The organism is Pseudoxanthomonas sp. CF385, from assembly GCF_900104255.1.
GTDB lineage: Bacteria > Pseudomonadota > Gammaproteobacteria > Xanthomonadales > Xanthomonadaceae > Pseudoxanthomonas_A.
In genome coordinates this window covers 862,165-874,739 of the sequence record NZ_FNKZ01000001.1, presented here as the reverse complement: position 1 = coordinate 874,739, position 12,575 = coordinate 862,165, and the positions used below count along the sequence as shown (strand labels likewise).

Genomic DNA, 12,575 nt, shown 5'->3' with positions numbered 1-12,575 from the left:
AGCCAGCGGCCGTAGCTTCTGCTGCCACAAATTCTTGCGAGCGCGCGGGTGGTCATGGCGGCGGCAGCGACAGCCAGGTCAACCGCCAGGCCCCGTCGTGGCGACCACCGGCCCGGTAGTACGGCCAGAACAGCAGCGGCGGCCGGCTCGCGGGCTGCAGCGAAATGGCCGCGCCCTCTTCGCCGTCGGTCACCGGCAACACCTGCAGCCAGTCGTCCTGCGGGCCGTCGGGCAGACGGACGGTTTCTTCCGTCTTGAAGCCGTCGATCAGGTCGGTGGCATACGCCAGCGCGCCGCGGGTGAGGCCCACATAGTGCAGGTCCAACACCTGCTGGTGGACCGTCGACCCATCCGGCGCGCGCGACTCCTGCACGTTGCGCAGCACCTGCCGGTGCAGCGTCGGCCGCAGCGGGAACGCGAGCTGCACGTGGTCGTCTCGCCGCCACAGCCGCCGCAGATTCAGGAACGTGCCGGGCACCACCGTGGCATCCACCGGCTCGCCATTGACCGATACCGTGGCCCCTTCCGCCCAGGACGGGATGCGCAGGCGCAGGTCGAAGGTGGCTTCATGTTCGGGGCGCACGTCCAGCGACACCTCGCCGTCGAACGGATAACCGGTGTGCTGGCGCAGCACCAACGTCCCGGCCTGCGGATGCGCCAGGCGCGCTTCGCCCGGACCGTACAGCTGCACCCGGACCGCCTCGCCGTCGACGGCATAGGCCAGCGCCGGCAGTTCCTCCACCGCCATCGCGCCGCTGGACTTGCAGCAGCGCCAATAGGTGGTGTGCACGCGCTTTCCGTTGGGGAAGGAGTAGTAGCACCAGTCCTCACCATCCGGCGCCTGTGCGCCAAGCAGGTCGTTGTAGGCGGTGCGCTCGATCTCTTCGGCGAAGCGCGCCTCACCGGTCAGCCGCAGCAGCTCGCGGTTGAACTGGATCCACGACAGCAGCGAGCAGGTTTCCACGTAGGCGTTCGGGCTGAAGCTGCCGCGCGCGTTGAACACTTCGCGCGAGCGGTGCGCCACGCCACCCCACGGGCCACCGCCCAGGGTCAGGTGGTGTTCGCGGATGTTCTGCCAGATGCGCTCCAGCGTGTCGCGCAGGCCGGCGTCGCCGCTGACGCGGCACAGCTTCACCAGCGCGACCAGGTTCCACAGCAGCTGGTACGCCTTGCCGGTGGCGATCTCGGAGGCGTCGGCGCCGGCGTCCAGCGCGGGCAGCAGGCGCAGCGCGGGGTGCGCGTTGGCCTGCGCCAGCACCTGGCGAGCCAGCGCGAGGAAGCGCGGCTCGCCGGTCTCCTCATGCAGCTCCAAAGCCGCATCCATCAGCACGGTGGCCGACATGCCGTGATGGTTGCCGAGTGTGGTGATATCGATGCCCGAGGCCAGTGCCTGTGCGCACAGGTCGGCGATGCGTTCGGCCGCCTGCGTGTAACGCGGATCGTGCAAGGCACGCGCGGTTTCGACCAGGCCGAGGATCAGGTAGGCGTGCACCCAGATGTCCCAGGTGCGCAGCGTCGGCGCGCCATCCCAGCTCGGCGGCTGCGGCGGCTGGGGGTGGAGGAAGCGGCGCGCGTCGGCGTAGGTACCCAGGTACCCATCGGCTTCCTGTACGGAGAGCAGGTAGTCGGCCACTTCGCGCAGATGCGCACCCAGCGTCGCATCGTCGCTGCGGACGAAAGCACGGGCCGCGGCCGAGAGCCACTTGCCCGCGTGTTCGCCGTACCAATCGCCTTCGGTGTTGCGCGCGCGGTGCTCCGGCGAGAACAGCACGATGGCCGGACTGTCGGGCGCGGTGATGAAGTGCGACAGGCGGCCGCGCAGGTTGGCATCGAGTGCCTCGCCGAGGACGCCTTGCAGGTGAATGTGGTGCGGGGTCATTGCTTGAGATACCTGGCCAGGTCGTCGATCTGCTGCGCACTCAGGCCGGCCGCATGCGGACGCATCACGCCGCGGCTGAGCGCATCGACGATGCGGGGGTGGGGGCGCGCGGCGATCACCGCGCGAGGGGGAATATTGCCTTGCGGATGATCGTGGCAGGCGGCGCAGCGCTGCGTGTACAAGGTGGCGGCCGGCACGCCGACCAGGCGCGCATCGACCGCTGCCTCCTGCGTTGCGGTGGCCACGGGCACGCGATCGGTGATGCGCTTGCCGCCCCGACCGAACGCCTGGATGCGGTCGGTGCCGACGAAGACCTGGCCGCCGCCGAATGCCGGTTCGTTGTACTTGCCGCTGGTGAACAGCTCGCCCGGGGCGCTCTGCCACACGATGTCGAGCGATCGCGCATCCAACGCATACAGCACCGGCCGCGGCGCATCGGCGCCGTGCAGCGAGGCGGAGCGCGGCGCGTTCTCGTCGAGGATCCAGACCAGCGCATCCTCGGCGCCGCGACTGGTCACCACCGGCGAACCGGGGTTACCGAGCACCAGGGAAGGATGCACCTTGTCGACGCGCAGGAACGGTGCGTCGGGCGCGGACCGGTCCACCCGCAGGCGCACCACCGAAGGCGCGATGCTGGTCGACGAACCAGGGGCCTGCTTGGTATTGCCGGTGACGAAGACATACGCGGTGCCGTCCGCGGCGCTGAACACGGCAGGCACCGAGCGCGCGCGGGCAAGATCCAGCGCAGCATCATCCTCGGAATACGGTCCGAACACGTTGAGGGGCCCACGCGTGCCGAACGGTCGTTGCGGTGTCGGCGCGAGCAACGACCCGTCGCTGGCCGCATCGGTGCTGCACGGCGGACGCCGGTCGAGCCTGCCGGGCAGGCGCTCGCGGTCGAGCAGATAGACATTGCCCTGCTTGCCGCCGACCGTCATCAGCTTGCGTGTACCGTCTGCGGCATCCGCGGGGAACAGCGCAACGCCACCGGAGCCCAGATCGATATCCCGCTCGGCGCTGGTGCAGTAGTTGAACGGCGTGTACGTGCCGCGCAGCGCGAGGCCACCCTGCGCCGTCGACGCCAGCTTCAGCACCGATTGCGCCCAGTCGCCGTCCGCGTCCTGGTAGCCGCCGAAGCCGCTGCCGGTGACGACGTAGACATTGCCTTTCGCATCGACGGCGGGACCGCCTGCGCCCCAGATGCCGCCACTGCCTCGGTGCGGCATGGCGACGGCGGCGAACGCGCCACTGACGCGTGGCGAGCGCGTATCGACCGCGGCGATCCAGCCGGTCTCGGATTCGCCGAACACGACGTAGAGCTGCGAGCCGTCGGGACTGAGGTTCAACGCGCCACGTTGCACGCGGAAATCGAACTTGCGCTTCGGCGGCACGCGGGACGGGCCTGCGTTGGCATTGAGGCGGTTGAACGTGGCCTCGTCCAGCGTCACCGGCCAGCCCGGCAGCACGCGGCCGCTGCCCAGGTCGAGCGCGTACGCGCGCCAGCGATGCTCGGGATCGCAATGGGTGACGTACAGCCGGCCCTGCGCCACGTCGACGACGGGCGTGCTGAGGATGCCGGTGGGCACGCCGTCGAGCGGCGCGGGTTGCAAGCGGCAGGGTTCGCCGAGCCGCGTCTTCCACAAGATACGTCCCGGTGCCACGTCGCCCTGGCGCGAGGCATTGATGGCGTAGACATGGCCGTTGTTGCTGGCCGCGATGACCACGTCGAAGCGCTCGCCGGTCTGCGGACCGGCGGTGATCGCCAGCCGGTCGACATACAGCGGCGATGCATAGAGGCGTGCCTCGCTGCCGTTGTCGGCATCGAGCGGCGGCGACTCCCACACGAGGCCGAAATCCTTTGCGCCGACCACCGCCGGTGTCAGCACCGATTCGTCGCGACGCCAGCCGGTGCGCGCGGCATCGGCATGGAAGGTGGCGCGGCGCACCTGGCCCGGCTCGCCGGTTGCGGCAGGCGCGGCGAGCGTGGACGACGCTACGGGCGCATCCACCACCTCGGCATGCGCCGTCCACAGGATGGCGTTGAGCAGCAGGCGGCGTACCGCCGGCTGCGCGAGCGTCTCGAGGTAATGCGCACCGCTGAAAACGACGCCGCGGCCGCCGTCGGCGCGCTCGTGGGCCCAGGCCACGTCGGTGCGTTCGGCGATGTCGTCCAGCACCGGCTGGCCGTCGCGGAACTGCGGGTGCAGCACCGCCTGCAGCAAGGGCGTTCGCGCGCCGGTGCCGCGGAAAGTGGGATAGAACTCGTCGCGGTAGGCGAACGGCATCATGCCCGCCGTGATCGGATGCGTGGCCGGCTCCAGCATCGTCCACTGCGTGGTGCGGTCGAACGTGCCGACGCGCACCGCACCCAGCCAGCGCGCCAAGCCGAAGTCGTCGCCCTCCGGCACCGTCGAGGCCTGGTGCAGCGCGACGACGCCGGCACCCCGCTGCATGGCGGCATCGAAGACGGCGCGATGCGCAGGATCACGTAGCGGATGCTTGTCCAGGCCATCGAAATACAGAACCACCGCATCGGCCCGCGCGAGCGCGGTCGGATCGCTCGGCCAACCGTCGGGATAAGCCTTCACGCTGACGCGGCCCGGCGCGTCCTGTTCCAGCATCGCCTGCAGCTGGCGGATGCCTTCGGGATACGCGTGCCGCCCAGGACCTTCGCTGGCGGGCCCGCCGATAAGCACGACGATCTTCGGCGCATCCGCACCACAGGCGGCCAGCACGCACGCAAGCACGAGCAGCAGCGCCCAACGGCAGGCGCGCGACCGCTCGGATGCGCGCCCGCGCAGGTTCACGCCGCGTCCACCACGCAACGGAAGCCGATACGCCCGGAGCGGTCCTTGCCCGGCGCCATCAGCAGCAGCTTGCCGTGCTGGTCCAACCGCTTGGCCTGCGGGAAATACCAGTGCGAGGTGCGCGGCTCATAATCGCTGCCGCCGCGCACGACGGCGGCGCGCGTGTGCTCATCGTGGAACTCGTCGGTCCACTGCCAGACGTGACCCACCAGATCCATCACGCCGAACGGACTCGCACCCATAGGATGCGCGCCCACGTCGGCCGGCGGCGGCAAGGTGCGGCCGCGGAACACCGGCGGTGCGGCGTCGTCGCGCCAGGCATCGCCCCATGGATACAGCCGGCCATCGGTGCCCTGCGCCGCGTACTGCCATTCCCAGCCATGCGGCAGGCGCTTGCACGCCCACGCCGCGTAGGCGCGTGCGTCTTCCAGCGACACCCAGGTAACGGGCTTGTGTTCCCACCCCGCCTGCGGCGCGCCGTTGCGCCAGTCGCGCAGGAAATGCTGCGCATCCTGCGGGGCATACGACGTCGCGTCGATGAAGGCCTTGAACTGCGCGTTCGTCACAGGGTGGCGATCGATGTGGAAGGCGGCGACCTGCATGCGACGGCGATGGTGGCGACGCGCCGTGGGTTCCCACGGGTACTGCACGTCCACGCCCTCCCACACCTGCCCTTCGATCTCGATGCCCTGCACGGCGAACAGAAACTCGCCAGCAGGAATCGTCACCATGCCCTCGGGCGCGGTGGCCTGCGGCGCCGTCGGAGCGATCGCCTGCAGGGTCTGCGGCAATGCGGTCCATTTGGCTGACAGCGAAGACAGCGATGTGGCGGCACGCTCGGCCATCTGGGCGAGAAATGCATCGAGGCCTTCTTCGTCCGTCTCCCCGCGCGACGCCAACAGCGCGCCGAAGCCCCGGCCTTCCAGCGTGGTCTCGAGGATCGCCTGGCCGTCGATGATGCGCGGTTGCAGTGGCGTGCCGTTCCACAGATCGAAGTATCGCGTGCCTTCGACATGCGGCACGGCAAGCTGTTCGCCTTCGATCGGATACTCGTGGCGGTTGACCAGGGTCCACAGCATGCGCCACTCGCCCGGGAAGCGGCTGGCGAAGATGCCCGCCTGCAGCGTGCGTTCGTACGGGCGCCAGTCCAGGCTGACGAACAGCGACGGGAAGCGGCGGTAGATCGCGGCGATCCGGCGCAGCGATTCCGCATCGCGCGGGGTCAGCTGGTTCCACAGGCCCCACACGTTCTCCCACGCGTTGTAGCCCACGCCATTGAAGAAGATGTACTGCAGATCGTGGTTGCGGTCGCGGCCCCAGCGGTTCTCGTAGTTGATCATGTGGCGCGGTTCCAGCCACTTGAACTTCGCCACCGGCGGCACGACTTCGTTCGGCGCCTTCTTGCCCCAGCTCTGCACGTTCCAGATCAGGTGCTCCTCGGCGCTGATCGTGGACTCCGGCTGTACGACCACCGGATGGCCGAGCGCGTCGCACGCGTCGAAGAACGCGCGCGGCACGCCGTTGTAGGTGTCGCCATTGATGCCGTCCGCACCGACCGCCTTGACGATCTCCGCGATGGCCTGCCAGTCCGGCCCGCCTTCGTCGCGGGTGCCGTTGTCCCACGGCATGGTGGTGAGGAACACGCGCACGCCACGACGGTGGAAATCGTCGACGGCGCCGCGCAGGGCCTCGAGTCCGCCGGGCAGGCTGCGCGCCAGGTCGAACTGGTTGCGGTCGTCCACGCCGATGTTGGGATACACGCACCACAGCAGCACGCTGTCGAGGCCGCCGAAGCGCGCGTCCAGATCATCGAGGTAACGGTCGACGGTGTAGCGGCCGGCGACGGGATCGTAGAGATACCGGTCCTCGACCATCACCTGCGCATGCACGAAGTTGCGCTGCGCCCACTGCAGTTCCGGCCGGCGGTAGTTGGCGTCGTCGTAGCCGATGCGGGTCAGGTGTTCGCGCCGCCAATCCTTGAGCTCGGCGACCCAGTCGTCGGCCGACGCATTGGCATCGATCTTCCATTGGCCGATATCGGCGAACGGCCAGCCGGGTGCCTTGCCCGGCGTCGGCAGGTAGCGCTGGGTGGTGACGTGCGAAAACTTGTACTCGGTCTTCACCACGTGCGGCGCGTCGTCATGCCCGGCGGCATCGTGGGAATCGGAAGAAGAGGGAAGGCTCATGGGGGAGATCTTGGATCAGGACGATGGATCAGGAACCGGGAAGGCTGCAGTAGGTCGCCAGGGCGGCCTGTCGCGAGCCCGCGTCGTCACGCCCGGCGAGCCAGGCTTCGACTTCCGGGCGGGTCGGGATGCTGGTCTGCGCGCCCAGCCGGGTACAGGCCAGTGCGGAAGCCGCGCTGGCGAAGCGTAGCGCGTCCGCCAGTCCCGCATGTTCGGCCAGGCGTGCGGCCAGCGCGCCGCAGAACGTGTCGCCGGCCGCGGTGGTATCGACGGCTTCGATCGGGAACGCAGGCTGCAGGAAGATTTCCGCGCCGCGGCGCGCGAAACAGCCCCGCGCGCCGAGCGTGACGACCACGCACGGCACCGGCAGTCGCGCCGCCTGGGCGGCCACGCTGCCCTCGCCGGCGAGCGTGGCCAGTTCGCCCTCGTTGACGACGAGCACGTCGACGCTGTCCAGCAGGCCGGGCGGCAGCGTCGTGGCCGGCGCGGCATTCAGCACCACGCGCACGCCGGCCTCGCGGGCGAGCCGCGCATAGCTCGCCACGCTCTCCAGCGGCGTCTCCAGCTGCAGCAGCAGGTGGCTGATCCCGCGCAGCGACGGCAGGTGGTGCGGCAGCAGTCCGGCATTGGCGCCCGGTGCGACGGTGATCGCGTTCTCCGCGTCGTCGGACAGGCAGATGAAGGCGGTACCGCTGGCGGTGTCGGGTACGCGCACGATGTGCAGGACGACGTCCGCGTCGGTCAGTGCGGTTTCGAGGACCGCGGCATACGGGTCGTCGCCGAGCGCCAGCAGCATGCGCGTGGGCGCGCCGCCGGCACGCGCGCTGGCCACGGCCTGGTTGCCGCCCTTTCCGCCGGGGAACGTCGCGAACGCGCGGCCGAGCACGGTCTCGCCCGGTGCCGGCACATGGGCCGCGCGCACGACGAAATCGAGGTTCGCCGATCCCGCGACCAGCACGCCGCCGTGGCCGCGGCTCACGGCGTCACCGCTTCGTAGACCGCGCGGTAGAACGGCGTGGCGATCTTCGGCAGCGCCGGCGCATCGCCCGACGGCAGGTGTTGCGACATCAGCAGGATCACCAGGCCGCGCTCGCGGTCGATGGTGAAGTACGTGGACGCGGCACCGGACCAGCCGAACTGCCCGCGCGATCCCGGCCGTGCGCTGGTGGCCGGATCGGTGACGACATAGCCGCCCAGGCCGAAGCCCTCGCCCGGTTCGGGCGCGGGTACCGGTGGATCGAAGCGGCCCAGCTGGTCGGACATCATCATCGCCACCGTGTCCTCGCGCAGCAGGCGCACCCCGTCCAGCACACCACCTTCGGCGAGCATGCGGGCGAAACGCAGGTAGTCGGCGGCGGTGGAATACAGGCCGCCGGCACCACTGGTGTAGGCGCGCAGCCGGACGCCGGGCTCTCGTGCAGACGGTGTATCGGCCAATTTTCGCCGACCCTGCGCGTCGCGTGTGGTGAGCGGCATGATGCGACCTCGCTGCGCGGCAGGCACGTCGAATCCGGTGTCGTCCATCCGCAACGGCAGCAGGATGCGCGTGCGCAGGAAAGCATCGAACGGTTGCCCGCTCGCCACCTCGATCACGCGGGCGAGGATTTCGGTATTGACGCCGTCGTAGCGGAAGCGTGTGCCCGGTTCCGTCGCCAGCGGCGCGCGTGCGACGCGGTCGGCATAGCCAGCGAGATCCGGGGCGTCTTCCGGTGCCTGCGCCTGCAGCAGGGCCGTCGCGACGCGAATGTCGTCGCCGCCCGTGGCGAACCCGGCCGTATGCGTCAGCAGGTGCCGAACGGTCAGCGGTCGCTGCACCGGCACCAGCACATGCGCCTCGACGCTGCCACCGTCGAGACGCCGCAGGCCGGCGAACGCCGGCAGGTAGGTGGCGACCGGGGCATCGAGCTGCAGTCGACCCTCTTCCACCAGCATCAGTGCCGCCACCGAGGTGACGGGCTTGGTCATCGAATAGATGCGGAAGATCGCGTCCTCGCGCAGCCGCTGCCGACCCTGCAGATCGGCATGCCCGAACGTGCCGCGGTACACCACGGTGCCGTGGTCGGCCACCAGAGCGACCGCACCCAGATACCCCGTTTCACCGGTGGCCTGCGCCAGCACGGCATCCATCGGTGCGCGTGCAGGCGCGCTGGACGGCGGCGTGGCCGTCGCACAGGCGGCGAGCGAGAGCATCAGGACCATCCAGAACCCGCGCCGCCCGGGAGAGGCGACGGCGCGGGTGGACGCAGCGTGGGGGAGTGCCGGCATCCGAGGATCGTGGGTCAGAACGTGTACTCGTAGGTGAAGGAGTACATGCGGCCACGGCCCGCCCAGTAGTTGCGGAAGCCCGGGACCTGCGACCAGGTCAGGATGTACTGCTTGTTCGCGAGGTTCTCGACGCCCAGCGAGAAGCGGCCCCACTTCTCGACCCGGTAGTTCATGCCCAGGTCGAACAGCGTGTAGCCGGTGGTGTGCTCGGAGTACGAGTAGGTGGCGCCATCGAATTCGCGCACGTCGCTGCCGGTCAGGTCGCGCGACAGCAGCGTGGTCGAGCCCAGGGTCACGTCGCCGTCTTCGTTGAACTTCCAGCGCACGCTCAGCGCGATCTTGTCCGGGTTGACGTCCAGCGCACCCATCGGCTTGTTCAGACCGCCGGCGGGATAGCGACCGATGGTGTCCGCGTTCCAGAAGGCGGTCTTGCCGCGGATGCGCGAGTAGATGCCGCTCAGCTTCCAGTCTTCGTTGATGTTCCAGTCGCCGGAGAATTCGAAGCCCTTGATGCGGGTCGGTGCACGGTTCAGCACGAAGTCGTTGGTGGCGGGATCGATCGCCAGCGAGGTGCCGAAATCAGCCTGGGAGTCGTAGTACGACGCACTGAACGAGGTCGCGTCGCCACGCCAGTTGACGCCCACCTCGCGGTTGTCGACCACGATCGGCTGAAGGTCGATGATGCCGTTGACGCTCTGGCCCGGATAATTGATGTTGCGCAACGGGATGCCGACGTTCGGCAGGCCGAAGCCTTCGCCATACGCCGCGAACACGGACCACTGGTCGGTGATGCGCCAGATGGCGCCCAGGTTGTACAGCGTCTCGGTGTACGACAGCGTGCCGCCTTCCACGAACACGCGATTGCGGAACCAGGTCGTGGTGTAGTCGTCCACGCTGAGTTCGCCGTCCTCGTGGCGGATGCCGCCGCTGAAGGTCAACGGACCGACATCCCAGCTCAGCTGCGCGTACGGCGCGACGCTTTCATACGTCATCGGCGGCACCCACAGGCGGTTGGTCAGCGCCAGGCGCTGGTCGGCCTTGTCGCGCACCCAGTCCACGCCCGCGCGCAACTCCAGGCCATCCACGCCGAACAGCTGGCCGCGCACCCACGAAGGGCGGAAGCCGACCTTGTCCGAATTGATCTCGGACTGGTCCCAGATCAGGCCATCCGGACCATTGGGCGGGATATCCGGGTCCTGGCGATCGCTGCCGTTCTCCGGCGGATAGCGCATGGCCTGGTCGGCCCAGTAGGCGTTGAGGTTCAGCGTGCCGCCGAAGAAATCGGCGTCCGTGTACTGCACGTTGATCTGGCGGAAGTCGTTGAACTCCGCCTTGCTGCCGAAGATATGGCCGCGCTCCGAGGTGTTCGGGTGCGGGTCTTCGCACCAACCCGGCTCGTAGCGGCAGCCGTCGACCTGGATGTAGTTGCCGTTGCCTTCGATCTTGAAGTCGCTGTAGCTGACCTGCAGGCGCTTCTCGAGATCTTCGCCGAAGTTGATGCCGCCCTTGACGAACAGGTTGCGGGTCACCGAATCGTGCAGCGAACCACTGGTGTTCATGCCCAGGCGCACGCCGTCGGCGTCGTATCCCATGCCGCGGTCGATCCTCGACACGCCGGCGACCAGGTCGTAGTTGTCCTGCTTGTAGGCGTAGTTCAGGCCCAGCTTCCAGCCGGCGCTGTCGTCCTTGAACTGGGTGGAGTAGCGGCTCAGGAAGCGGAACTCGCTGCCTTCCTTGGTCGGCACGGTGGAGATGTAGTTGATGATGCCGCCCGATGCGCCCACGCCTTCCGAGGCGGAAGGACCGTTGATCACTTCCACGCGGCCGACGATGCCCATGTCGGTGAACGTCGCATTGCGGCTGCCGTCGCGCAACGGCGAGCCCTGCGGCACGCCGTCGAACAGGCGCAGCGCCACGCGTCCGCGCAGCGTCTCGCCGCTGTTGCTCATGGCCTGGGAGGCTTCCGCGTAGCCGGGCACGGTGCGCGCCAGCACGGCGGTCGCGTCTTCGGTGACCAACAGCGTGTGTGCGATTTCTTCCTTGCTGACCAGCGACACCGCGCCAGGGATCTTGTCCACGGCTTTCGGTGCGCGCACGCCGGTGACGATCACCTGATCCAGGTCGACGGCGTCCTTGGCCTTGGCTTCTTCGGTCGTCGCGTCCTGCGGCGGCAGCGGAGTGTTCTGTTGGGCCTTGACGCTGGCGCTGACGGCGGCGGCCAGCAAGAAGACGCCGAACGCGGCGGGTACCTGTTTCATGGTCAGTTCTCGAGATGCGGGGTGGGCGGCGGCGCGCGATGCGCCGGCCGCATGGCAAGGGTGTGTGCGAGAAAGGCCGCTCCCGGCGGCCGGCGTGCCCAGCGTTCCTCCCAGACGCTCGAACCCGACGATGTTCGAAGCCTAGGCGGACGTGCGTCACGGAAGAATCGCCCGCGGATATGTTCACAGGCTAGTTTTTGTAGCGTGCACTGCAACATGACGACGCATTGCGCCGGTCAGGGTTGCCCCGCCGTGGCACGGCTTTCCTGCAGCAGCACGGTCACCAGGCGGATCCGCACCGTCGAACGCGACCACACCATGCCGATGCGGCGCGGTTCGCTGGGCATCGGCAGGGGGATGCGGACCAGGTCCAGGCCCTCGGGCCACGGCTTGGCCCAGTCCGGCACCAGCGACACGCCCAGGCCGCGGTCCACCATGACGGCGATGGCGTTGAGCCCGTTCAGTTCGAAGCGCTCGTGCGGCACGATGCCGGCGCGGCGCAGGTAATCGTCCGCCACGCGGCCGCCCCACTGGTTGCGGTCGTAGCGGATCAGCGGCTCGCTGCGCAGCAATTCGTGCGGATCGCGGCCGGCCAGGCGCGCCGGGGCGATGACCACCAGCGGCTCCTCGCGCAACAGCTGCCAGTCGCAGGTCTTGGGCAGGTTGTAGGGCGCCTGCAGGACGAGCGCGGCATCCAGCTCGCCGTTCTCCACGGCACGGTACAGCTCCGCTGAATAGCCGGGGCGGATGTAGACGTTGATCTGCGGGAAGGCATCGACCATGCGCGCCAGGATGTCGGGCAGCATGCCGGCCAGCGCGGTGGGACAGGCGCCCAGCCGCAATTCGCCGGAGACTTCACTGTCGTTGGCGACGCTGCGCATGTCGGCCACATCGCGCAGCAGGTCGCGGGCGCGCTGCAGGATGCGCGAGCCCTCCTCGGTCAGGCTGACGGTGCGACCGGCGCGCGCGATCAGCGGCGCGCCGAGTTCGCGTTCCAGCGTGCGGATCTGCTGGGCGACGGCGGCCGGGGTGATGTTGAGCACGCGCGCTGCCGCGGCCATCGAGCCCCGGTCGGCGACCACCACGAAGGTATTCAGGAACTGGGTGTCCACGCGCCTCCCCTGCTGCCCTCAGGCTACACGAGGCGCGGCGCGCCGACGATGGGACCTATGGCCCATGC

The 12,575-nt window shown here is 69.0% G+C and carries 7 protein-coding genes; all 7 read right to left on the bottom strand.

The window, feature by feature from the left end; genetic code table 11:
• Positions 1-52: 52 nt before the first annotated feature.
• Positions 53-1,879 (bottom strand): glycoside hydrolase family 127 protein, encoded by a 1,827-nt coding sequence (locus BLT45_RS03745; protein WP_254771779.1) that lies wholly within the window; start codon positions 1,877-1,879, stop codon positions 53-55.
• Positions 1,876-4,686 carry a ThuA domain-containing protein gene (locus BLT45_RS03740; protein ID WP_093295352.1) on the bottom strand — a complete coding sequence of 937 codons (2,811 nt, stop codon included), beginning with the start codon at positions 4,684-4,686 and terminating at the stop codon, positions 1,876-1,878. The genes BLT45_RS03745 and BLT45_RS03740 overlap by 4 nt, the downstream gene beginning before the upstream one ends.
• Entirely contained in the window at positions 4,683-6,872 is a 2,190-nt protein-coding gene (locus BLT45_RS03735) for a formylglycine-generating enzyme family protein (RefSeq protein ID WP_093295349.1), read from the bottom strand. Before BLT45_RS03735 ends, BLT45_RS03740 begins: the two co-directional genes overlap by 4 nt.
• A gap of 28 nt (positions 6,873-6,900) precedes the next feature.
• Positions 6,901-7,851, bottom strand: coding sequence for a ribokinase (locus BLT45_RS03730; RefSeq protein WP_217629525.1), 951 nt, complete (start codon positions 7,849-7,851; stop codon positions 6,901-6,903).
• Positions 7,848-9,137, bottom strand: coding sequence for a serine hydrolase domain-containing protein (locus BLT45_RS03725; protein ID WP_093295346.1), 1,290 nt, complete (start codon positions 9,135-9,137; stop codon positions 7,848-7,850). The genes BLT45_RS03730 and BLT45_RS03725 overlap by 4 nt, the downstream gene beginning before the upstream one ends.
• A gap of 14 nt (positions 9,138-9,151) precedes the next feature.
• Positions 9,152-11,395: a TonB-dependent receptor gene (locus tag BLT45_RS03720; RefSeq protein ID WP_093295343.1), complete on the bottom strand. Its 2,244-nt coding sequence runs from the start codon at positions 11,393-11,395 to the stop codon at positions 9,152-9,154.
• 236 nt (positions 11,396-11,631) lie between these two features.
• Positions 11,632-12,507 (bottom strand): LysR family transcriptional regulator, encoded by an 876-nt coding sequence (locus BLT45_RS03715; protein WP_093295340.1) that lies wholly within the window; start codon positions 12,505-12,507, stop codon positions 11,632-11,634.
• Positions 12,508-12,575: the final 68 nt, after the last annotated feature.

Excerpts from the sequence above, each read along its gene's own strand:
- BLT45_RS03745 (WP_254771779.1), bottom strand. The coding sequence starts at position 1,879 with ATGACCCCGCACCACATTCACCTGCAAGGCGTCCTCGGCGAGGCACTC.
- BLT45_RS03735 (WP_093295349.1), bottom strand. The coding sequence starts at position 6,872 with ATGAGCCTTCCCTCTTCTTCCGATTCCCACGATGCCGCCGGGCATGAC.
- BLT45_RS03725 (WP_093295346.1), bottom strand. The coding sequence starts at position 9,137 with ATGCCGGCACTCCCCCACGCTGCGTCCACCCGCGCCGTCGCCTCTCCC.
- BLT45_RS03720 (WP_093295343.1), bottom strand. The coding sequence starts at position 11,395 with ATGAAACAGGTACCCGCCGCGTTCGGCGTCTTCTTGCTGGCCGCCGCC.